The sequence below is a fragment of the Desulforhopalus sp. IMCC35007 genome (assembly GCF_005116575.1).
Classification (GTDB): domain Bacteria; phylum Desulfobacterota; class Desulfobulbia; order Desulfobulbales; family Desulfocapsaceae; genus Desulforhopalus_A.
On record NZ_SWCN01000001.1, the window covers coordinates 75,511 to 96,148 of the forward strand.

Below are 20,638 nucleotides of genomic sequence, written 5' to 3' on the forward strand. Positions count from 1 at the left end.
AGAGGCAGATGACAGCTCTTGACAGGGTAACATGGATGCTTAACATTTTGGCCGAATTTAAATAATACATCAATGGAAAGGAAAGATCATTATTCTTTTCTTTAAACAATTGAATTACGTGAGGTAAAAAATGACAGTAGAAAAAGAAACATTTGAGTTCAAGGCAGAGACAAAAAAACTCCTCGATATTGTAATTAATTCTCTCTACACCGAAAGAGATGTTTTTATCCGTGAACTTATCTCAAACGCAGCGGATGCTCTTGAGAAGTTCAGGCATGAGAGTGTGACTGCCACTGAGATTTTTGATGATCATCTGCCTCTGGAGATTACCATTGCGCTTGATGAAAAGAAAAACACCCTGACCATTACCGATACCGGTATTGGTATGACCCGCGCTGAGTTGGAAAACAATCTCGGTACCATTGCTCATTCGGGTTCTAACACCTATCTCGCAGAGCTTGTAGAAGCTGCGAAAAAAGACGTCAGTCTGATAGGTCAGTTTGGTGTTGGCTTTTATTCGGCATTTATGGCCGGAGCGACCGTTAGGGTGCAGAGCCGTTCCTGGAATAAGTCTGAGGGCAACGAGTGGGTATCCGATGGCACAGGATCATACACTATCACAGAGGTGCCAGGGCTGCACAGGGGCACTAAAATCATCATTGAGCTCAAAGAAGACGCCAAAGATTACGCTCAGGAATGGAAAATAAAATCGATCGTCAAGCAGTACTCTTCATTTGTCGCCTTTCCCATTAAACTCGGTGAAGAGACCCTCAATTCGGTACAGGCGCTCTGGACCAAAAATCGCAGTGACATCAAGGATGAAGAATATGTGGAGTTCTATAAATTCGTTGCAAATGCCGCAACAGACCCCATGTATAAGCTGCATTTCTCAGCGGACGCCCCTCTTGCCATTAATGCGTTACTCTTTGTTCCTGCTGAAAACTTTGAGGGTTTTGGTTTTGGCAAAATGGACCCCGGCGTTAATCTCTACTGTCAGAGAATTCTCATCGATCAGCACTCTAAGACCATTCTGCCTGAATGGCTGAGATTTTTAAAAGGGGTTGTCGATAGTGAAGATCTGCCGTTGAATATCTCAAGACAGGCGTTGCAGGACAATGCCCTGGTTGCTAAAATCCGCAAGGTCATCACCAAGCGTTTTCTGAAATATCTCGATGAGCAGGCGACAAAAGAGCCAGAAAAATATCTGGAATTCTGGTCAACCTTCGGCATTTTTCTTAAAGAAGGTGCAACCTCCGACTACGAATATCAGAAAGAAATTGGCAAGCTTCTACGCTTTGAGTCCTCTAAATCTGAGGCGGGCAAGCCAGTTTCCCTTGCGGATTATGTCCTGAGAATGAATCCGGATCAGGAGGAAATCTATTTCATCAACGGGCCAAACAGGGCGTCCATCGAGGCCGGTCCATATGTTGAGATGTTCAAGCAAAAAGATATAGAAATTCTCTATACCCTTGAGCCAATTGACGATTTTGTCCTCAATCATTTAGGCGAGTTTGATGGTAAGAAGTTGAAGTCCGCCGATGGTGCCGACCTTTCGCTGGCAAAAGATAGCGATGAGGAGAATAAAGAGAAAAACAGTGATGAAGAAAAACAGGCCGGTGAGGATATGGAAACTCTCACCAAGTGGATGCAGGAAGTTCTCGCAGACCATGTATCTGAAGTCTCTGTGTCAAAGCGTCTTGTTGATTCTCCTGCAATGATAGTTAACCCCGATAGCTATATGACCTCTTCCATGGAGCGCATCATGGCCGCCAGCAGGAAAGAGCAGGGTTTTCCCGGAATGGAAAAAAGCAAGAAAAAGCTTGAAATCAATCCCAAAAACAACCTCATCATAAAACTTGCTGAGCTGCACAAGACGGATGCTGATTTTGCTGCACAGGTGGCTCAGCAGATCCATGACAATGCAATGATTCAGGCGGGGCTTGTAGTGGATCCTCTCGAGATGGTTGAAAGAAACTATAAAATTCTCAGCAGGGTGGTGGAGAACGACGCCCTGTAAAAGAAAAGATGAGCCAGGCTATTTTGTAGTCTCTTATTGGCTTGTTTTGTCGGCAGAGGTTCAGCGGTAAGGTTACGGCTGTCGGCTGCTCAAGCATTACGCTCCATCCCCGTTGCTTTGGGGGTGGAGTTTTTTTGTTTTTTCTGACAGGCCTTTATGATGCTTTTGGGGCACAGGCTGATGAAAAGCATGTAAAAAGGGAGAGAATTAACTGATTAATATGATAGTATTCATCGGTTCAGCCTGTTATTCGTTGAAAAAAGCCATGTCACAGACTATAGAGTTGTTCTAGAAAACAACAATAATTGCTGGTTTGGAGATTCCCATGAAGACCTCAAGATGCTACGTTGTACTCCTTGCTTTGACTGTCTGCCTGCTCTCAGGCTGTTATATTAACCCGGTGCGCCATCTTGCCGCTGATATTGCACTTGTGCAGGTCGGCCAGTCAACACGGGAAGATGTGCTAATTTTTCTCGGTGACCCTGATGAGCAGCAGGTACTTGAAGATGGCACGGAGAAATGGCTGTATACCCAGGCAAAGAAAAGCGGTTTTGAAAAGACGCCATTGCTCGGTAAATATCTTGGTAGCCCAGAGATCAACAGGGCAGTGATCACCTTTGCAAACGGTATAGTAACTGACAGCCTTTTTTCCTCAAATGATGAGGATGACCTCAACTGGGCAGATGATTTTTCCTGGCAAAATAAAAACTAATGGAACAATTTGCGACAAGTCGCACCAAGATGGTGCAGGAGCAGCTCCTCGCCCGGGGGATTGTTGACCGGAACACCATTGAAGCAATGCTCACCGTGCCCAGGCATCTTTTTGTCGATGATGCCATGCAGGGAAGGGCCTATGGCGACCACCCTCTCCCAATAGGAGCGGGACAGACAATCTCACAGCCGTATATTGTTGCCATGATGACCCAGGCCCTGGAACTCGGAGCTGACGATAAGGTTCTGGAGATTGGCACTGGCTCGGGGTATCAGGCGGCTGTACTCTCCCGAATCTGCAGCCAGGTGTATACCGTTGAGCGGATCAATTCTCTCCTTGCAAGAGCGCGTAAAATTTTTGACAAACTTCGTTACTATAATATCCGGGCAAAGCTTGATGACGGTACCATGGGCTGGCCGGAAAATGGCCCTTACGATGCAATTATTGTGACGGCAGGCGGGCCTGAAATCCCTCAGCCACTCATTGATCAGCTCAATGAAGGCGGCCGGCTCATCATTCCGGTTGGTGATCAGAATGTTCAGGAATTACAGTTGGTACGAAAAAATGAAGGCCAGGTGGAGATCGTATCTCTTGCCAGTGTCCGATTTGTTGACTTGGTAGGAGAGCATGGCTGGAATAAGTGAGGAAAAGGTATCACCTGGAGTTGTGCGCAGACTGTATGATGTCTGTATGGAATGGATAAGCGGCAAGTATGGGGTGTGGGCTCTTTTTTTTATAGCTTTCATCGAGTCTTCCTTTTTCCCGCTGCCTCCTGATATTTTTCTCATTGCTCTTTGTATAGCGCTGCCGGCGCTGTCATTTCGTTATGCTGCTATCTGTTCTGTGGGTTCTGTTTTAGGTGGGGCTCTGGGCTATGGCCTTGGCTACTGGTTTATGGATGGTATTGGTATGTCCATTATTGACTGGTATGGCCTGGGTAACAAATACCAGATGGTACAGCAGTATTTTAAAGAGTACGACGTCTGGATTGTTGGAACGGCTGGTTTTACTCCCATCCCCTATAAGTTGTTTACGATCACAGCCGGTTTTGTCCATTCGAACTTCGTTACCTTTATGATCGTCTCTCTTGTGGCAAGGTCTGCCCGTTTTTTTCTTGTTGCAGGTCTCATCTGGAAATTCGGGCCGCGGATTAAAACATTTATCGACCGCTATTTCAATATCCTCTCCATTGCCTTTGTGGTTCTTCTGATTGGTGGTTTTCTCCTGATAAAACTTGTCCTGGCCGACTAAAAGTTGCACGATCTCCTCAAGCTTTTTTTGTAAAGCCAGGTAAACCGTTCGTTCAGTACACCTCCAGTTGTTTTGTCTGACCCCTTACTTCTGTCAGGCGAAAATCTTTTCCTTGAGTTTATCTCAAAGTCCACATAAAATAAATATTCTTAAGTATTTTTAGGGCCTTTAGCGGGTAACACTTCTTTGCAGGTGGAGCTGCGTCTGCAGTTTTTCTCACCGGCTAAGAAATTGATCTCCCACAAAACAGAGAGGGATTTGCTTGTGGATGAAATTTTAAAAAAGAGACGCACCCTGCAGGAAACCATGAATTTTATGGCAGCCCTGTCCGCCGGTATCGAGCCGATTCTTGGCCGTGGGGCTAACAGCATGACTATGTCGGCGGGGAGAAACCTCGGGCGAAAGTTTTCAGCAGGTGCAAAGCCCACCCAGGACCTCATGGAGGCCATAGACGAGGTCAGAAATATTCTTGTGGCCAACAATTGTCTCTGGGGCTTTGAGCCGTTTAAGCCACAACAGCAGAATGACTTTATCACCTCAACCCCTGAAGGAGACCAGCAGCTGTTACTGGTCTTTCGCGATTGCATGATCCGCCAGGCTCTGCTCCGGTTCGGTCACCTTCAGCAGGGTTCCCTGTGTAACATGATGTACGGTTTTTTTGCAGGTGCCCTTGAATCGATTATGGGCAGAAAAACCACCCTTGAGATAAAGCATGCCGGGGAAAATAGCTGTTTGAAGTTGCTGACGGTGAAAAAGTAAGGTGATACCCGAATGGTCCAGGAGGGGCATATGAGTGGAAGTAAGGTTCGGTTGAATACAGAATGGCTCTGTGACTGTGGCGGCTGTCACGTTGCAATTGTTGATCTGCATGAGAAAATGTTGCAGGTACTGCAATCGGTTGAGATTTTAAAATGCCCGGTACTGACCGATGAGAAAGACTATCCTGAGGCGGATATAGGTATTGTAACCGGTTCTGTGCGAACAGAGCATGACCGTGAAGCCGCCATTGCCATGCGGCAAAAATGTAAAACCATCATCGCCTTTGGTACCTGTGCTGTATATGGCGGTTTCCATGGGGCGGGCCTGGCCCATAGTCGTGAAGAGATCATGGACCACGTATATCGCCATAGTCCGACCACGAAAACGGACACTCTTCCCAATAACTCCATCTCAGCCCTTGGAAAGATGGTAACCCCCATAGACGAGGTCATCGAGGTGGATCTCTATCTGCCTGGATGTCCACCCCATTCACACTTTATACTTGAAGGTCTCAGCAGTCTTATAAACAGGACAGCTCCCCGGGTACACAAAGAGACCGTCTGTGCAGGGTGTCACCGGGTTATGAAGAAAACGGCTGTTACCGAGATACAGGATCCGACATCAAGTTATGCAGATGGAGAAACCTGTTTTCTCAGTCAGGGCTTCATCTGTCAGGGGTCGGTGACCCTTGATCGCTGCCTTGCTCCCTGTCCCAATCATGGTATCGCCTGCAGTGGTTGTGCGGGGCCTACCATGCAGGTGCTGTCCGAGCCCACCCGCGATCTCAGAACCGAAATAAGTGAGCGGATGTCACGGCTTACAAAAATTCCCTATGAGACCATTAAAACCCATCTGGAAAAATCTGCAAAAACCCACTACGCATACGCCATGGCAACCAAGATGATTGGAAATAAGCCTACGTTTTTGATACGAAAGTGGATAGCCGAGAGAGAGGCACGATGACAACAACCATAAAAATTGATCCCGTGACACGTATTGAGGGCCACGCAAGGGTCTTGCTTGACTGTGATGAAAACGGTCAGGTGGATGAAGCCCATTTCTGCGTCAACGAACTCCGTGGCTTTGAGCGAATCCTGCTTGGCATGGAGGCCCATACGCTTCCCCAGGTAACGGCTCGCATCTGCGGGGTCTGTCCCACTGCTCACCATCTGGTGGCTGCAAAGGCCCTTGATAACTGTACTGGTGTCGAGATCCCAGAAGCCGCGCGTCTGCTGAGAGAGCTGATGTACATGGGTCATGTGATCCATTCCCATGCACTGTCGTTGTTTGTCCTTGCCGGCCCTGATCTTGTTTTTGGTCTTGGGGGAGATGCGGCAACCCAGAATATTGTGGGGATGGCTGAAAAAGAACCCGAGCTCACCCAGAAGGGCCTGCGTCTTCGCACCCTTGGCCAGAAAATCAATGAGGTGATCGGGGGCCGGGGGATTCATCCCGTCACAGCTGTTGCAGGAGGGCTCTCTTTTACCATCAGTGATGGCCAGTGCAAGCGCTTGCAGGAGTTGAGCACTGAGGCCCTTTCCCTGATTCAGGATCTCTTTGGTCAGACGAGGGACCTGCTCCTGGGGCTGTTTGATGATAACCCGGCATTGCTCCGCCAGCTCAATATTCCAACCTGGTACATGGGCTCTGTGAATAACAACGGGGGCTTGAGTTTTTATGATGGCATCCTCCGGGTGGTCGATGAAAAGGGGGCTTTACAAAGAGAGTTTCCGGCAAGCGACTATGATAAATATATTGTAGAGCGGACAGTGAGCTACTCCTACGCCAAAGAGGTCTATTTTGACCATCAGGGCAGTGAACATATGTACCGGGTCAGTACACTTGCCCGCTTTAATGTGATCGACGGTATCGATACTCCTCTTGCCCACCGGGAGTTTGAAGTTTTTCGGGAGCGTTTTGGCAGGCCCTGTCACAACGCTGTGGTTCAGATGTACGCAAAACTTGTGGAGTTGATGTATGCCTGTGAAAACGCGGTTGTCCTGAGCCAATCTTCGAAGATAAAAGGGCCTACCCGGGTTCCGGCTCCCATGAAAGCAGGCCGCGGTGTTGCCCATATCGAGGCACCACGCGGGACCTTGATCCACGATTACGAGATTGATGACAAGGGCATCGTTCGGGCGGCAAATATGATTATTGCAACCCAGCAGAATACTGCGGCCATAAATGCTTCGATCAAGCAGGGGGCAAACGCCTTGCCTGCAAACGAATCGGGTGAAAAAATTCTCAATGGCATCGAATTTATCGTGCGCTGCTATGACCCCTGTCTTGCCTGCTCCACCCACGCCATTGGCCGGATGGGCCTTGACGTGGAGATGCGCCAGGGAGGAGAGGTAAGAAAAAGAATAGTGAGAGGAAAATATGCTTGAGATGACAATTCATGAAAACTCCTGCCGGGGCTGCCAGCTCTGTCTTGATGTCTGTCCCACCGACTGTTTTGTCTTTGATGAGCAGACGCAAAAAGCAAGGGTGGCTGTTGTGGAAAATTGTATTGCCTGTCTCAGTTGTGCCTATATCTGTCCCTCCATGGCCATTCGTCACAAGGATTACCACCAGGTGAAAAATTTCTATCGCAACATCGAATTCAGCAGCAGGATGGAGAAATTTCTATGAGTAATACTGAACTGTCTTTGACCTTGGATGATTACGATAAGGCCTTTACCGAGGTGTCCTTTCTTCTGGATATTTTTATAGAGACTATTGTTACCTTTGTTGGCAAGTCGACCCCGGCACTCGCTGTTGCCGCGGGCCGGAAGATGGCGGCGAATCTGCCAGTGCATCTGCAGCAGGGAGATACTGAAGAGGTATTATCCGAGGTACTTCGGGTTTTTCAGATCCAGCAGATGGAAATTGATGGTCGTGTTGAAGGGGCTGGGGTTGTGATTGATCTTAAAAGTTGCCCTATCGGTAGTGTCTGCCGGAATAGAGGCTATGAACTCGGTGGTGAGGCCTGTCAGATGTTTCATTACTATTTTTCCGGAATTATGGCAGAGCTTATCGGCCGTCCCGCTCGTCCAAAAACGCTATCTGTCGGTGAACAGTGTTCTTTTGCCATTGCCTTTAGCGGTGCTGCCCCTTTGAGGCAGGTGTGAGAACGGTCCTTGTCGTCTGCATTGGTAACCAGCTGGTGGCAGATGACGGCGTAGGTCAGGTTATTTTTCAGGAGCTGGCAGGATATAAATGGCCTGAAACGGTGCGGGTGAAATTTCTTGGCCTCGGCGGGATTGATCTCATAGAAGAGCTTCAGGGGGAAGATCTGCTTGTGGTTGTTGACGGGGTGCAGCTGGGGTTTCCGGCAGGGTCTGTGGTGGAACTCTGCTGGGCTGATCTGCCGGCGACTCAAGGCAGGCCGGTAAGCGGCCATGGCCTTGGTGTGCGTGAGGCCATAGAAGTCACACGAAAAATCTATCCAGAGCGTTGCCCTAAAGAGGTCATGCTCGTAGGGGTGGAGGGGCGCTGTTTTGATCAGCTTGGTAAAGGACTCTCCCTGGAAGTGGCCGAGGCAATCCCTGAGGCCTTAGGTCGCATTGTCTCTTTAGCGGGTTGTAAGCCCCGGCCCTTATTCAGAACTTGCTGAATGGCTTCATTACCTTTTTCGGAAGATCCACTTCAGATCATTTGATTCTGCCTTATTGACGCTGTACCCATCCAGATCAAAATTTTTCAGGTCTGCGGTTTTCTCAATTCTGTTGCTGATGGCAAAATGGATCATGAGGCCACGCGCTTTCTTGGAGTGGATGGGAATAGTTTTTAACTTGCCCTTATGTTCCTGTTGAAACACCACCTCAATCATCTTCGCCTTGAGCTGTTTTTTGTCGATGACCCTGGAGTACTCCGCTGAGGCCAGGTTCACGACGGCCTGCTCGTCATCCATTGTACATCTGCTGTTGAGCAGCGCTGTAACCTCCTTTTGCCAGAGTTCATAGAGATTTTTACAACCATTTACTTCAAGCTTGGCGGCCATTTCGAGTCGGTAGGGCTGCATCAGGTCAAGGGGGCGGAGCAGCCCATAGAGTCCTGAGAGGATGCAGAGGTGGTTTTGTGCGTACTGCAGCTGGATTTCACTGTAGCTTTCGGCTTCTATTGCTGCATAGGCATCCCCTTGAAAGGTAAAGAGTGCCTGTCTGGCGTTTTTGAGAGTAAACGGGGTAACGAAATCATGGATTCGTCGATAGGTTGATTCGGTCAGTTTTGGACTGGTTTTCATCAGCTGTGAGAGTCCCTCTTTGTCCATGGCTCTCAGGCTGTTGTTGATCTGTTCACTGGTACGGATACAGTGTGGTATTGTAAAGACGTCAGAGAGTCGACCGTTGAACTCTTGGGTTTTTGATGGAGCTGTAATGAGTTGCATAAAGTTATTTCAAGAATTTATGTGATGGGTTAATAAACTATGATAATGGTATAGTTTATATTGTAGTTCTGGTTGAAATGCAACGTTCCATAAAGGTTCATCGGAAGGAGGATGATATGTCAGGAAATGGTGGAGCAACGGCTGAAATTGAATCATTTATAGCGGAGTGGGCAGGGGATACAGAGCCCATGCGTCAATGGTTTGAACGTTTCTATCTGCAATTAAAGGAACTGGCGGATGTAGAACTCCAGTTTGCCGCAAGGCCAGGCGTCAGCTACTCCATGCGGCCTAAACATGCCAGACAAAAAGACAGGGATCTTTTTGCCATTGTTGACGTGATCGATGATGATCCGGCAGCACGCTGGCTGTCGGTCTGTTTTTATGAAGACATGATCACCGACCCTGATGAACGGGGAGAGCTCATCCCTGGTGGCCTTGCCGGAAGTGACGGCTATTGTTTTGATATGTTTGAAGATGATGAAAAACTTGCCCATTATCTCATGGCGCGAATTGCTGAAGCTGCCGTATCTGCCTCCCGCTGATGGGAAAATGAGTAGAAAATAAAGGGAGAGATGGGATGCACCCTGATGAGGCCTGAAATGAAAAAGACTGCTATTCTCATCGTATCTGATTCAGAGCACGGGGTCGGTTTGGAAATTTCTGTGGCCTTAACCGGACGGACTGACATTGAACTGATGTATGCAACGGACAGGGCTGAAATTGCAAGACTGTATGTAGCCCATGAGTTTGCAGTTGTCCTGTTCGATACCACTGCACGTGGCGTGGATGCAGGGGGCATTGACGAATGGATCAGGATTTTTCAAACCCAACCAGCCACTCCTATTATTTTTATGACGACCAGCCAGGAGGAGGCCTTGCGTCTGTGCAGGCAAACAACCTCAGAGTTCATTGATTACATTGTCTTGCCCTTTTCCCCGAAGTTTCTCCAGGATAAGCTTCAGGTCTATCTTCAACTCCATCAACTGGAAAAAACAGTGACGTTACTTGCAGATGAACTCGATGCCAGAAAATTAGAACTTGAAGTTGTCTATCAGGAGCTTGCCGAAACCTATGAAAAGCAGGAGACATTTTCCGCCCTTGACGGGCTGACCGGTCTTTTCAATCGCCACTATTTTGACGAAAATATGCAAAAAGAGTGGCGGCAGGCGACACGCAACAAAAAGCCGTTGTCTTTGTTGTTTATTGATGTGGATTATTTAAGAGAGTTTAACCGAAGTTACGGTCGCGGGGAAGGTGACAATTGCCTGTGTGCACTGGCGGGGGTAATCCATCTGGGCCTCCTGCGACCTGTGGATATCGTGGCGAGGTATGGAGGGGATCAGTTTGCGGTTATTCTCCCTGATACCGACAGCCATGGGGCAATGCTTGTGGCCGAGAGAATGCTTGAAAATGTCAGAGCTCTTCTCATCGATCATAGCACCTCTCCTGTGGCTGGTCATGTCACTATCAGTGTTGGCGGGGCGACGGTATTGCCATCTGCAAAAGGGAAAAAATTCCATCTGATAGGCGAGGCGGAGAAAGCACTTGCTGAGGCAAAAGCTGCTGGGCGAAACTGTATCCGCCACAATTCCTATAAGGTGCCATAAAAATGAGGAAGGACGAAAGAGGAGAGAACAGGTTGCTCTCTCCTCTTTTTTTAGTTTTTTAAATTGACAAGTGTGCCTGGCGTATCGTGGCTTAGTTTTTAAAACTGTGGATTGGAGCGGGCATTCTTCCACCCCATGCAATAAATCTGCTGGATTTGCCAACGTTATTTACAGGCATAATCGGACTTGCACCAAAAAGTCCTCCAAAGTTGACGTGGTCTCCGACTTCTTTGCCGGGGACTGGAATCAGCCTTGCTGCAGTAGTTTTTGAGTTGATTACCCCAAGGGCCATTTCATCGGCAATAATCGCTGCAATGGTGTCGGCGTCAACGGAGCCGGGGATGGCAATCATATCAAGGCCGACTGAACAGACGCAGGTCATTGCTTCAAGTTTTTCAAGGGTGAGAGATCCATCCCCCACTGCCTCGGCGAGGACCGCATCCTCCATGACGGGGATAAAAGCACCGCTCAGTCCACCCACGGTTTTACTGGCGAAAATCCCGCCTTTTTTCACCGCGTCGTTGAGCATGGCCAGGATGGCTGTGGAGCCGGGAGCTCCGACAGAATCGACACCTAAGATTTTAAAGATTTCCCCGACACTGTCGCCAATGGTGGGGGTTGGTGCAAGGGAGAGATCCACTACACCAAATTCGATGCCAAGGGACATGGATACCGCCCGGCCGATGAGTTCACCACATCTGGTGACACGAAAGGTTGTCTGCTTAATTTCTTCGGCAAGCTCGTCAAACTGGAGGCTGCCTGGCTCGGGGTGTTTGGCGATGAGCCGTTCCAGAGCCCGTGCAATAACGCCGGGGCCACTGACACCAACGTTGAGAACCGCCTCGGCCTCTTCTACCCCGTGGATAGCGCCCGCCATGAAGGGATTGTCACCTGGCTGGTTACAGAAGACAACAAATTTAGCCGCACCAAAGCCACCCTGGTCTGCAGTCATTTCGGCGAGATCTTTTACGGTTTGTCCCATGATTGCAAGGGCATCCATATTGATGCCTTTATGGGTTGTAGCGATGTTGATGGAAGCGCAGATTTTTTCCGTTTGCGCCAGGGCCTCCGGGACCGAGGCAATAAATTCGCGGTCGGTTTCGGTCATGCCCTTTTCAACCTGGGCAGAGAAGCCACCGAGGATGTCTACCCCAACCTTTGTTGCTGCCCGGTCAAGGGTTTTGGCAATGAGGATAAAATCGTCCTTTTTAAAACCGGCTCCAACCAGGGCAATCGGGGTTACCGAGATGCGTTTGTTGACCACCGGGATGCCATACTTCTTGCTCATTTCATTACAGGTGGCAACGAAGTTTCCAGCAAAGGTGATGATCTTGGTTTCAATTTTTTTACAGGTTTCTTCTATATTCCCCGATCTGCAATCAAGAAGGTTTATTCCCATTGTCACGGTTCGAACGTCTAGATTTTCTTTTTGAATCATCTCGACGGTTGAAAGGATCTGGTCAGAGCGTAACATTTTTTTGGTGTCTCCTGAAGTGGTGGACCTTTAGTGCAAGGTGATTTCGTTTGTTACCTGAAAGATATCGTTGTGCTGCATCATGACCGTAAGGTCATTTTCAGCGGAATATGTCTCAAGTTTTTGTTGCAGCTCGCCAATCGGACAGGTGCAGGTTTTGAGGTCGAGCTGCAGCGCCATTGTGTATTGGCCGTCTTTGAGTGTCGTTGCAAGATCAAAGATATTTATATTATGGTCAAAACAGAACTGGCTGATACCGTGCACTATTCCGCCCTTATTTGGGCCCTGTACCGTCAGGATATAGGTGTCTTCCGGAGGGCCGGAGGTTTCTAAAGTATCACCGGAAGCGAGTTCTTTAATGGAAACCTCAAACTTACAATTCGTCTTGATATGGGAAATTGCAGCGTGCAGATCTTCTTTAGTAACGCTTTCCTCAAAGGATGCGTTGAGGATCATGGTCAGGTAGCCACAAAGAACGGTCTGGTTGAGGTCGGCAACGTCCCCTCCGAGTTTATATATAGCCCCCGTTATACTTGCTATGATACCGGGTCTGTCTTTTGACATCACCGAAATGATCATCTGTTTTCTCATCGTTGTTGTGCTCCTGTACGGCGTAATTAATATGGGTCCACGGCTGTGTAGCGATATGGTCTTTTGACTTTGGCAGAACTCGCCATTATTCCACCGATTGTCAAAATGGGCAAGAAAGAAAAAGTATGTGATATAACCTGGGGGTGGCGAAAAGGCCAGTTTTGGCTGACGCAGGTTTTGAAAGTATGGGTGTTTTTTCTCTAATGTTTGTATGTTAAAGTTTTTTGTTTAAGGTGGGTATAGAATTCATCTCTTCTAAAAGGAGAGACGATATTTTGTTTTTTGATGACCGTAGGATGTAGACAGATCGATGGTTAAAAAAATATTCGTGAGCAGTTTACAGGAAGGCGATCTTGTGGATGATCTCTTTCTGGTGAAATCGGTAAAGATGGGGGAAACCAGGGCGGGAAAGCCGTACCTTGTCCTGACCCTGATGGATAAAAGTGGTGAGCTGTCCGGCCCTGTCTGGGAAAATGCCACCTCGCTCAAAGACGTTTGTGTTGTAGGTGAAGTGGTACACTGCCAGGGCAGTGTTCAGGTGTATCGAGACCAGCTGCAGCTGAAAATAGATGATGTGAAAAGTGTGGTGGCAGAAGTTGTTGAGTTAGGAGATTTCTTCCCTACCTCTCTGAAGAGCCGGGAAGAGATGGCAATCGAACTGCAGCAGCTTATCCGCACGGTAAAAGATCCATTTTTGAAAAAACTTCTCGGGGCCTTTTTCATAAAAAGTGACTGGTGGCCACGTTTTAAGGATGCGCCTGCTGCAAAAGGTATCCATCACGCTTATATTGGTGGTTTGATGGAGCATTCGCTCTCCGTTGGGAAGGTCGCTGATTTTCTTGCCAGCCACTATGAAGGGGTCGACCGCTCCCTGTTGATTACAGGGGCCCTGCTTCACGACATCGGAAAGCTGGAAGAGCTGAAAATGGAATGCGGTATTGTTGACTACACTGTTCAGGGTCGACTGAAAGGACATCTTGTCATCGGCAGTGAGATGGTCGGCCGGGTTGCTGAGAAAATCCGTGACTTCCCTCAGGAACTCCTTGGGCAGGTCCAGCATCTGATCCTGAGCCATCATGGGCGACAGGAATTTGGTTCTCCGACGGTGCCCATGACAGTGGAGGCCTTCATGCTGAGTTTTCTCGATGATCTTGATGCAAAAATGAATATTATTGAACAGTTGCGGCGAAAAATGGAAAAGGAAGAGTTGAGCTGGACCGATTATCAGCGCAGCCTTGAGAGATATCTCTATCTTGGCGGCTTTGAAAAGAAACCTGAGACGCCTGCTGAACCTGATTGTGCAGCTTCACGACAGGGAACCCTGTTTTAATAGAGGCAGGTGGTAAATGGCAACTGGTACACAGACCAGAATGACCACACAGGCAGTTTATGCAAGGTGTGGGGTAAACATCACTCAGCGGATTCCTTGGTATTCGTGACAGACTGTCGTAGGTAAAGGCCTCAATGTATAATGCTCCACTGAGTTATAGTCAGCTGTCAGGGCAGGAAAAGGCGAAAAAGTTACTTGCCAGAACCCTGGCGGGAGACCGACTGCCCCATGGCTTTCTCTTCAAAGGGCCCGATGGCGTTGGCAAGTGTCTTTTCGGCCGTGGAATTGCTGCGGCTTTAAACTGTAAAGCGGGTAACCCGGTAGAGGCTTGCGGCGTCTGTGCCTCCTGTAGGAAACTCTACTCGGGAAATCACCCCGATTTTACCGTCGTACGTCCGGATAAAGGTGCGATTAAAATAGATCAGGTTCGTGAGCTGGTTAAATCCTTGAGTTACCCTCCCTATGAATCCGCTCATCGTGTCGTGGTTCTTGAAGATGTGCACACCATGAGGAGGGAGGCGGCAAATAGTTTACTGAAGACTCTTGAAGAGCCGCCTCCAGGTAATCTTCTCATCTTAACCGCGGATTCCTCACGGGAAATCCTGCCAACACTCACTTCCAGGTGTCAGGTTATCGCTTTTATGCCGCTTTCCCGTGAAGAAACATCGGCGATTCTCATCACCCATGGGATTGAAAAAACCGATGCACGCCTTTTAGCACGGCTGTCTGAAGGAAGTCCGGGTTTGGCCCTGACACTGCAGAAGGAAGAGATGGTCGGTTTATGGCGTGAGGTTGTGACGGTTCTCAGTGATCCTGCAGTGCATGTGAATAGAGACGTCGGGCTGATATTGCGGCTGGCTGAAAAGATGGCGGCCACGAAAGAACATTTACCCTCATTTCTGGCTTTGCTTCGTTTGTGGATCCGGGATTTACTTTTGGGTGAAGAAGAGATCCTGTCACTCTTAGGAGTGAATCATGCGCTGAAAAGCTGGAGTTCCAGAGAACTCTTTGATAAATTGCAGGCGATTGATCATGCTGAGTTGGGATTGACTCGGAATTGTAATAAAAATCTTGTTTGTGAGGTCCTGCTCTTTACGTTACAGTAGGGCGCCAGGCAATAGCAGTTATAAAAGGAAGAAGGTCGATGTCAGAAACGGAAAAAACAGAGCCAGTCAAACACGAGCCAGAAGACGAACAGCATTTTTATCGTATTCGTTTTCGTGACGATGGTCAGCACTCCACCGCCTCCTATGGAGCAGGCCGTCTCACTGTTGGCACCGTTGTTCTTGTTCATACGGATCATGGCCTGGAACCGGCTAAAATTACCAGGGATTCTCCGATATGTGGATGTAAGGATGCAAGCAGCAAGGCAACCTATGTCATTCAGCGTGTTGCCCAGGATAATGAACATGAAAAATATCTTAACCTTGCAGAGAGTGAGGAACGGGCTTTTTCTTCCTGCACCAGCCTGATAAAAAAACATAAACTCAACATGCATCTGGTACGGGTAGAGCGATTTTTCAATGGAAGTAAGATGATATTTTATTTTACTGCCGATAACCGGGTTGATTTCAGAGGACTGGTCAAGGATCTGGTCCAGGAATTTCGAACCCGTGTGGAAATGCGCCAAGTGGGAGTGCGCCATGAAACAAAAATGATTGGGGGGATTGGGACCTGTGGCAGGGAATTGTGCTGTTCATCTTTTATCAAAAAATTTGATTCTGTTTCTATCAAGATGGCCAAAGAGCAGGACCTGCCCCTTAACCCGACAAAGATATCCGGAGTATGCAACCGGCTTCTTTGCTGTTTGACATATGAATACGATACGTATAAAAAGCAACGAAAAGAGATGCCAAAACCCGGTAAGCGTATCAAGATTGGCGGGGATGTATTTCTGGTCAGACGGCAGATTGTCCTGAAAAATTCTATTGTAGCCGAAAACAGTTCCGGCGAAGATGTGGTTCTATCAGCAGATCAGTGGCAGTCTTTTCAGCCGGTTAAACGCCAGGCGACAGAGAGGAAAAAAGAAAACAACAGCAGTGACGACTAAAGCGGGCGAACTCCGGCACTCTAAGATATTGAGATATTCACGATCTTGTTTATGGTGGAACAACTCTCACTGAGATTAAAAAAATAAAATTATAATGAAAACTTACATAACAACCCCTATCTACTACGTAAATGCCCAACCCCATCTCGGGCATGCTTACACCACCATTGTCGCAGATACCTATAGCCGTTTTCGTCGTCTCTGCGGAGACAAAGTACGCTTCCAGACCGGCACTGACGAACATGGCGACAAGATTGTCGAAGCGGCGGCAAAACAAGGGGTCGCGCCGAAAGAATATGTTGATACGATCAGCGCCATGTTTAGCAGTACCTGGCCGATTTTGGAAGTTGAGCCGGATAATTTCATCCGGACGACGGACCCGGACCACATAAGGGTCGTCCAGAAAATTCTTCAGGATGTCTACGACAGTGGGGACATTTATTTTGATGAATATACCGGGCTCTACTGTCAGGGGTGTGAGCGGTACCTCACAGAAAAAGAGCTGGTGGATGGCAAATGCCCCGACCACCAGAAGCCTCCTGAAGAAATTGCCGAGGCCAACTATTTTTTCCGGATGTCCAGGTACCAGCAGAAGCTGATTGATCACATCCATGCACATCCTGAGTTCATTACGCCCGAACGATACAAAAATGAGGTTCTTGCCTTTTTAAGCGAACCTCTGGAAGACTTGTGTATCTCGCGCCCGAAATCAAGACTCACCTGGGGGATTGAACTGCCCTTTGATGATAAGTTTGTCACCTACGTCTGGTTTGATGCCCTTATTAATTACCTTACGGGGCTGGGCTACCCGGAGGGCCAGTTGTTTGAGGAAAACTGGGCGGTGGCCGAACATCTCATTGCCAAAGACATCCTCAAGCCCCACGCCATCTACTGGCCGACGATGCTGCTTGCGATGAAGGTACCGCTCTATCAGAAACTCCACGTTCATGGTTACTGGAACGTGGATGATACCAAGATGTCAAAAAGTATCGGAAATGTCGTCAGACCAAAGGAACTTGTCGATGCCTACGGTGTTGATACGCTCAGATACTTTACTCTTCGTGAAATGTCCTTTGGTCTCGACTCATCATTTAGCTCAGAAGCGATTGTCGCAAGACAAAATGCTGATCTGGCCAATGATCTCGGAAATCTTTTCAGCAGGGCCCTTGCCATGGTGCAAAAATATCGGAGTGGGATCATTCCAGCCCCCGGTACCTATACTGCTGCAGACCTTGAGGTACAGGAGGCGGCGGAGACGATGCTTGCGCGTTACCAGGAGGTAATGGGTCAGTTTAATTTTCATCTTGGCCTGCAGGCAGTCTGGGAATTTGTAGGCGTTGCCAATAGGTATATTGTCACCAGTGAACCGTGGACTCTTGCCAAAGATGAAGGACAAGCTAAACGTCTTGATACCGTACTCTATACCATTCTTGAAAGTCTTCGCCTGCTCACCCTTGTTTTGCGGCCGGTCATGGTCGGAGCCACGGTGAAGATGGGTGCGGCTCTCTCTCTTGCCGCAGATGACGCGCGGATCAGTCTGCTGACACAGGGGCGTGTCTGGGGGCTTCTTAAGGCAGGTACACAGCTACAGACTCTTGCAAATCTTTTTCCTCGTCTTGAAAAAGAGGGAAAAGAGCAAAAAGAGCAGAAGGCTGCACCTGCACCTCAAAAACAAGAGCAGAGCAATGCAGGGTCTGAGGATGACAGCCTCATCTCCTTTGAAGACTTTAAAAAGCTGGACCTCAGGGTGGCAGAAATTGTCGCTGCTGAACCGATCAAAAAATCGGATCGACTGCTGAAACTGACAGTCAAGGCGCCGGAGGAAAGAACCATCGTTGCAGGTATCGCCCAGCATTATAATGCAGAGGATGTCATTGGCCGGCAGGTAATTATTGTGGCAAATCTGAAACCGACCAAACTCATGGGTGTCACCTCACAGGGGATGGTTCTTGCGGCAAAAGATATACACGGAGACGAAGAAACACTGATACTTACTTCGGTAAGTGGGGTCATACCAAGTGGTAGTAAAGTGGCTTGATTTAAAGGGAGATTTGTATGTTTGTGGTAAATAATTTTTTAATGGCCGTGGCCCAGTTGCTCGATTTTGTTTTAACAGCCTATATGTGGATTATTCTCGGAAGAGCCGTAATCTCATGGGTGAGTGCTGATCCTTACAATCCAATTGTCCGGTTTTTGTATGAGGCTACCGAACCCGTACTCAGTCGAATTCGTCGTTATATCCCTCTGAGTTTTGGAGGTCTGGATTTTTCTCCGATGATTTTGATTTTGGCGATTATGTTTGTTCAGAGTTTCCTCGTTCAGACGTTGAAGCAGATAGCCGTGGGGATTGGCTGATACAGAGCTCTGTACTGTAAGATAATTTAATGATGTACTAAGGAACTACGAGGAGGGATTATGCTGACACCGCAAGCGATAAAGGACCAGGAGTTTCAGATCAAGTTCAGAGGGTATGACGCCATTGAAGTCAAAGCATACCTGGAACTTCTGGCTGAAGATTTTTTTGAAGTAACTGAACAAAGCCGTGTTCAGGCTGAAGAAATTGAAGCGCTTCGAGCCGAGCAGGAGTCTTTGGTCAGAGAAAAAGAAACCCTTATTGCCGAAGTTAAAGCGAGTCAGGATAATGCTGATGGGATTCAATCGGATATCGAGGAAGGCTATAAGCATAAAGACCTGGAGATAGAGGAGCTCAAAGAAAAGCTTGCAGTTGCAGAACAGAAAGCGGAAGAACTCCAGAAGGAAAATGAGATCCAGACTGTAAAAATAGAAGAACTTGAAGAGCAACTCACGGGGGATCTGGGTCTTGGCCAGCAGGATCAGGCAGAGCTTGATAAATTGCGCGCACGGGTTGCGGTTCTTGAAGAGACGAATAATGAATTGAAAAAAGAAGGCGTTGATTTTAAAACGACGATTCTTGCAGCCCAGAAATTTGCTGACAGTTTGCGCGCAACAAGCGAAGCAGAAGCAGCCCAGCTCCTGGAGAATGCCCGTCTTGAGGTTGAAAAATTCAAGGCAGATGCAGAAGCGCAGCTGTCCCAGCTACCTAAAGAAATCAACGAATTGAAAGAGAAAAAAGGTCGGGTAAAAGAGGAGTTGAAAAACTCTCTGCTGGCTTACCTGAATGCCCTGGATGAATTTCCAGACGAGCTTGTAGATCCAGATGGTGATGATCTCTCTGATCTTTTCGAAAGTATAGAAATTCCAGATACAGACGAGGACAAATTCTAAGAAAAAGCTGGATACGCAGGACGCCACCTCATGCCATCCATGGTTGCAAGACGCTGTATGGACATCAAAGGTGGCGGCAGGCGTACCTCATGGGTACTGCCTGTGTCGCTGTTTTTTATGTGAGGGTTCCTTTTCCCTGCCTGAATAAAATGCTGTCTTTTTTCTGTTCCGGGTAACAGCTATGCCATATATAACAGAAGCATCTGATGGCAGTCTGATTCTTCATCTACATGTTCAGCCAAGGGGGGCAAAGAGCAGAATTGTCGGGCTCCATGATGAGCGCTTAAAGATCTCTATCACCTCCCCGCCGGTTGACGGTAAAGCGAACAAAGAGGTGGTAAAATTTCTCTCAGCGCTTTTTAAGGTGAATCAAAAAAATATTATCTTGAAAGCAGGCCTGCAGTCGAGGAAAAAGACGGTAGTTATCACCTCAATTTCTTCGAGAGCTATTCGGGACGTTGTCCAGATGTTTTTGTAAATTCCATTTTGAGGAAGGGAGTTCTCCATGAAAAAATATGTGATTGGCAACTGGAAATGTCATAAAACCATTGATGATGGTTTGGACTGGTTTCAACAATTTTCTACATCCTACAGGAAAAGTGACAGGGTGAAAGTGGTTGTGGCACCAACCTTTCTCTGCCTCGATCGCTTGTCCGTTACCCTTGATGGCCTGCAACTTTCTGACGTTTCGCTCTCAGCCCAGGATGTCTCTGCTTTTCCCCGTGGGAACTATACCGGTGTGATTGCAGCAGATATGCTGAAACCTTTGGTTGATTATGTCATTATCGGCCATGCAGAGCGCAGGCGCTATTGCCATGAAACTGTTCAGGATGTAATCAATAAAGTTGCAGAAGCCGCCGACTGTGGCCTGATTCCCATTGTCTGTGTTGAAGATTCTGAACTCCTCTCCCAGCTCAGGCCTCTTGCAGACATTGAGTGTAAAGAGCTGATTGTGGCTTATACCCCGGTTGAGGTGCTCACGTTCAATATTCCTGAATCCGTTGATCGGGTTACGGAGGCCGTAAAACGGATAAACGCTTTTTTCCCAACTTGGCCGGTTGTTTATGGTGGCAGAGTTTCAGAAGAAAATGCTAAAGAGTATCTGGCAATTCAGGGGATCAGTGGCCTTTTTGTCGGTGAGGCAAGTCTTGAGCCAGAAAAATTTGCCAGACTTTGTGAATTTGCAGAGCAGAGCGTGGAGCGTAAGGCTTAAAACCATACTGTTGCTCTTG

The 20,638-nt window shown here is 47.9% G+C and carries 23 protein-coding genes; 20 read left to right on the forward strand and 3 right to left on the reverse strand.

The genetic code is table 11. The features are described from left to right. Nucleotides 1-130: 130 nt before the first annotated feature. The 10 genes from htpG (at nucleotide 131) to FCL48_RS00365 (ending at nucleotide 8,334) form a co-directional block, all read left to right on the forward strand. Entirely contained in the window at nucleotides 131-2,017 is a 1,887-nt protein-coding gene (gene htpG, locus FCL48_RS00320; protein WP_136870242.1) for a molecular chaperone HtpG, read from the forward strand. Between the two features lie 325 nt (nucleotides 2,018-2,342). Next, nucleotides 2,343-2,729 (forward strand): hypothetical protein, encoded by a 387-nt coding sequence (locus FCL48_RS00325; protein WP_136870243.1) that lies wholly within the window; start codon nucleotides 2,343-2,345, stop codon nucleotides 2,727-2,729. Continuing rightward, on the forward strand, nucleotides 2,729-3,373 hold the full coding sequence (locus FCL48_RS00330) for a protein-L-isoaspartate(D-aspartate) O-methyltransferase (protein ID WP_136870244.1): 645 nt from the start codon (nucleotides 2,729-2,731) through the stop codon (nucleotides 3,371-3,373). The genes FCL48_RS00325 and FCL48_RS00330 overlap by 1 nt, the downstream gene beginning before the upstream one ends. Next, the gene (locus FCL48_RS00335; protein WP_240744695.1) at nucleotides 3,357-3,980 is read left to right on the forward strand and encodes a YqaA family protein; all 624 of its coding nucleotides are present in this window, start codon (nucleotides 3,357-3,359) and stop codon (nucleotides 3,978-3,980) included. Before FCL48_RS00330 ends, FCL48_RS00335 begins: the two co-directional genes overlap by 17 nt. A 264-nt stretch (nucleotides 3,981-4,244) precedes the next feature. Then, nucleotides 4,245-4,739, forward strand: coding sequence for a hypothetical protein (locus FCL48_RS00340; protein WP_136870245.1), 495 nt, complete (start codon nucleotides 4,245-4,247; stop codon nucleotides 4,737-4,739). 30 nt (nucleotides 4,740-4,769) lie between these two features. Beyond that, a complete protein-coding gene (locus FCL48_RS00345) occupies nucleotides 4,770-5,702 on the forward strand; it encodes a methyl viologen-reducing hydrogenase (protein WP_136870246.1) in 933 nt (310 codons plus the stop codon). Next, nucleotides 5,699-7,126 (forward strand): Ni/Fe hydrogenase subunit alpha, encoded by a 1,428-nt coding sequence (locus FCL48_RS00350; protein WP_136870247.1) that lies wholly within the window; start codon nucleotides 5,699-5,701, stop codon nucleotides 7,124-7,126. The genes FCL48_RS00345 and FCL48_RS00350 overlap by 4 nt, the downstream gene beginning before the upstream one ends. Next, nucleotides 7,119-7,370 carry a ferredoxin family protein gene (locus FCL48_RS00355; protein ID WP_136870248.1) on the forward strand — a complete coding sequence of 84 codons (252 nt, stop codon included), beginning with the start codon at nucleotides 7,119-7,121 and terminating at the stop codon, nucleotides 7,368-7,370. Before FCL48_RS00350 ends, FCL48_RS00355 begins: the two co-directional genes overlap by 8 nt. Further along, complete coding sequence (locus tag FCL48_RS00360) at nucleotides 7,367-7,849, forward strand: L-2-amino-thiazoline-4-carboxylic acid hydrolase (RefSeq protein ID WP_136870249.1); 483 nt, start codon at nucleotides 7,367-7,369, stop codon at nucleotides 7,847-7,849. The genes FCL48_RS00355 and FCL48_RS00360 overlap by 4 nt, the downstream gene beginning before the upstream one ends. Further along, nucleotides 7,846-8,334 (forward strand): hydrogenase maturation protease, encoded by a 489-nt coding sequence (locus FCL48_RS00365; protein ID WP_136870250.1) that lies wholly within the window; start codon nucleotides 7,846-7,848, stop codon nucleotides 8,332-8,334. The genes FCL48_RS00360 and FCL48_RS00365 overlap by 4 nt, the downstream gene beginning before the upstream one ends. A gap of 9 nt (nucleotides 8,335-8,343) precedes the next feature. On the opposite strand, the gene yaaA is transcribed toward FCL48_RS00365, so the two are convergent. Next, a complete protein-coding gene (yaaA, locus tag FCL48_RS00370; RefSeq protein ID WP_136870251.1) occupies nucleotides 8,344-9,108 on the reverse strand; it encodes a peroxide stress protein YaaA in 765 nt (254 codons plus the stop codon). Between the two features lie 116 nt (nucleotides 9,109-9,224). Between yaaA and FCL48_RS00375 the strand changes: the two genes are divergently transcribed. Further along, nucleotides 9,225-9,650, forward strand: coding sequence for a hypothetical protein (locus tag FCL48_RS00375; protein WP_136870252.1), 426 nt, complete (start codon nucleotides 9,225-9,227; stop codon nucleotides 9,648-9,650). Between the two features lie 57 nt (nucleotides 9,651-9,707). Further along, nucleotides 9,708-10,715: a diguanylate cyclase domain-containing protein gene (locus tag FCL48_RS00380; RefSeq protein WP_169309014.1), complete on the forward strand. Its 1,008-nt coding sequence runs from the start codon at nucleotides 9,708-9,710 to the stop codon at nucleotides 10,713-10,715. A 91-nt stretch (nucleotides 10,716-10,806) separates the two neighbouring features. Here FCL48_RS00380 and FCL48_RS00385 read toward each other — a convergent pair whose 3' ends face one another. Together FCL48_RS00385 and FCL48_RS00390 are read right to left on the reverse strand one after the other, a co-directional pair. Further along, complete coding sequence (locus FCL48_RS00385) at nucleotides 10,807-12,189, reverse strand: PFL family protein (protein ID WP_136870254.1); 1,383 nt, start codon at nucleotides 12,187-12,189, stop codon at nucleotides 10,807-10,809. Between the two features lie 30 nt (nucleotides 12,190-12,219). Continuing rightward, on the reverse strand, nucleotides 12,220-12,780 hold the full coding sequence (locus FCL48_RS00390; RefSeq protein WP_136870255.1) for a glycine cleavage system protein R: 561 nt from the start codon (nucleotides 12,778-12,780) through the stop codon (nucleotides 12,220-12,222). Nucleotides 12,781-13,090: 310 nt separating this feature from the next. Here FCL48_RS00390 and FCL48_RS00395 point away from each other — a divergent pair, with 310 nt between their 5' ends. From FCL48_RS00395 to FCL48_RS00430, 8 genes are all read left to right on the forward strand, one after another. Then, entirely contained in the window at nucleotides 13,091-14,110 is a 1,020-nt protein-coding gene (locus FCL48_RS00395) for a 3'-5' exoribonuclease YhaM family protein (RefSeq protein ID WP_136870256.1), read from the forward strand. Between the two features lie 134 nt (nucleotides 14,111-14,244). Continuing rightward, a complete protein-coding gene (holB, locus tag FCL48_RS00400) occupies nucleotides 14,245-15,216 on the forward strand; it encodes a DNA polymerase III subunit delta' (RefSeq protein ID WP_136870257.1) in 972 nt (323 codons plus the stop codon). A gap of 38 nt (nucleotides 15,217-15,254) precedes the next feature. Further along, nucleotides 15,255-16,160: a regulatory iron-sulfur-containing complex subunit RicT gene (locus FCL48_RS00405; protein ID WP_136870258.1), complete on the forward strand. Its 906-nt coding sequence runs from the start codon at nucleotides 15,255-15,257 to the stop codon at nucleotides 16,158-16,160. Nucleotides 16,161-16,254: 94 nt separating this feature from the next. Further along, nucleotides 16,255-18,198: a methionine--tRNA ligase gene (metG, locus tag FCL48_RS00410; RefSeq protein WP_205747605.1), complete on the forward strand. Its 1,944-nt coding sequence runs from the start codon at nucleotides 16,255-16,257 to the stop codon at nucleotides 18,196-18,198. Nucleotides 18,199-18,215: 17 nt separating this feature from the next. Beyond that, nucleotides 18,216-18,515, forward strand: coding sequence for a YggT family protein (locus tag FCL48_RS00415; protein WP_136870260.1), 300 nt, complete (start codon nucleotides 18,216-18,218; stop codon nucleotides 18,513-18,515). A 60-nt stretch (nucleotides 18,516-18,575) separates the two neighbouring features. After that, the gene (locus tag FCL48_RS00420; protein WP_136870261.1) at nucleotides 18,576-19,406 is read left to right on the forward strand and encodes a DivIVA domain-containing protein; all 831 of its coding nucleotides are present in this window, start codon (nucleotides 18,576-18,578) and stop codon (nucleotides 19,404-19,406) included. A 181-nt stretch (nucleotides 19,407-19,587) separates the two neighbouring features. Then, complete coding sequence (locus tag FCL48_RS00425; RefSeq protein WP_136870262.1) at nucleotides 19,588-19,884, forward strand: DUF167 family protein; 297 nt, start codon at nucleotides 19,588-19,590, stop codon at nucleotides 19,882-19,884. A gap of 27 nt (nucleotides 19,885-19,911) precedes the next feature. Further along, nucleotides 19,912-20,619 (forward strand): triose-phosphate isomerase family protein, encoded by a 708-nt coding sequence (locus FCL48_RS00430; RefSeq protein ID WP_136870263.1) that lies wholly within the window; start codon nucleotides 19,912-19,914, stop codon nucleotides 20,617-20,619. The last annotated feature ends 19 nt before the right edge of the window (nucleotides 20,620-20,638 follow it).

What these genes read in the sequence shown, in the direction of transcription:
- htpG (WP_136870242.1), top strand. Translation starts at nt 131, where the DNA reads ATGACAGTAGAAAAAGAAACATTTGAGTTCAAGGCAGAGACAAAAAAA.
- FCL48_RS00325 (WP_136870243.1), top strand. Translation starts at nt 2,343, where the DNA reads ATGAAGACCTCAAGATGCTACGTTGTACTCCTTGCTTTGACTGTCTGC.
- FCL48_RS00330 (WP_136870244.1), top strand. Translation starts at nt 2,729, where the DNA reads ATGGAACAATTTGCGACAAGTCGCACCAAGATGGTGCAGGAGCAGCTC.
- FCL48_RS00335 (WP_240744695.1), top strand. Translation starts at nt 3,357, where the DNA reads ATGGCTGGAATAAGTGAGGAAAAGGTATCACCTGGAGTTGTGCGCAGA.
- FCL48_RS00345 (WP_136870246.1), top strand. Translation starts at nt 4,770, where the DNA reads ATGAGTGGAAGTAAGGTTCGGTTGAATACAGAATGGCTCTGTGACTGT.
- FCL48_RS00350 (WP_136870247.1), top strand. Translation starts at nt 5,699, where the DNA reads ATGACAACAACCATAAAAATTGATCCCGTGACACGTATTGAGGGCCAC.
- FCL48_RS00355 (WP_136870248.1), top strand. Translation starts at nt 7,119, where the DNA reads ATGCTTGAGATGACAATTCATGAAAACTCCTGCCGGGGCTGCCAGCTC.
- FCL48_RS00360 (WP_136870249.1), top strand. Translation starts at nt 7,367, where the DNA reads ATGAGTAATACTGAACTGTCTTTGACCTTGGATGATTACGATAAGGCC.
- yaaA (WP_136870251.1), bottom strand. Translation starts at nt 9,108, where the DNA reads ATGCAACTCATTACAGCTCCATCAAAAACCCAAGAGTTCAACGGTCGA.
- FCL48_RS00375 (WP_136870252.1), top strand. Translation starts at nt 9,225, where the DNA reads ATGTCAGGAAATGGTGGAGCAACGGCTGAAATTGAATCATTTATAGCG.
- FCL48_RS00380 (WP_169309014.1), top strand. Translation starts at nt 9,708, where the DNA reads ATGAAAAAGACTGCTATTCTCATCGTATCTGATTCAGAGCACGGGGTC.
- FCL48_RS00385 (WP_136870254.1), bottom strand. Translation starts at nt 12,189, where the DNA reads ATGTTACGCTCTGACCAGATCCTTTCAACCGTCGAGATGATTCAAAAA.
- FCL48_RS00390 (WP_136870255.1), bottom strand. Translation starts at nt 12,780, where the DNA reads ATGAGAAAACAGATGATCATTTCGGTGATGTCAAAAGACAGACCCGGT.
- FCL48_RS00395 (WP_136870256.1), top strand. Translation starts at nt 13,091, where the DNA reads ATGGTTAAAAAAATATTCGTGAGCAGTTTACAGGAAGGCGATCTTGTG.
- holB (WP_136870257.1), top strand. Translation starts at nt 14,245, where the DNA reads ATGTATAATGCTCCACTGAGTTATAGTCAGCTGTCAGGGCAGGAAAAG.
- FCL48_RS00405 (WP_136870258.1), top strand. Translation starts at nt 15,255, where the DNA reads ATGTCAGAAACGGAAAAAACAGAGCCAGTCAAACACGAGCCAGAAGAC.
- metG (WP_205747605.1), top strand. Translation starts at nt 16,255, where the DNA reads ATGAAAACTTACATAACAACCCCTATCTACTACGTAAATGCCCAACCC.
- FCL48_RS00415 (WP_136870260.1), top strand. Translation starts at nt 18,216, where the DNA reads ATGTTTGTGGTAAATAATTTTTTAATGGCCGTGGCCCAGTTGCTCGAT.
- FCL48_RS00420 (WP_136870261.1), top strand. Translation starts at nt 18,576, where the DNA reads ATGCTGACACCGCAAGCGATAAAGGACCAGGAGTTTCAGATCAAGTTC.
- FCL48_RS00425 (WP_136870262.1), top strand. Translation starts at nt 19,588, where the DNA reads ATGCCATATATAACAGAAGCATCTGATGGCAGTCTGATTCTTCATCTA.
- FCL48_RS00430 (WP_136870263.1), top strand. Translation starts at nt 19,912, where the DNA reads ATGAAAAAATATGTGATTGGCAACTGGAAATGTCATAAAACCATTGAT.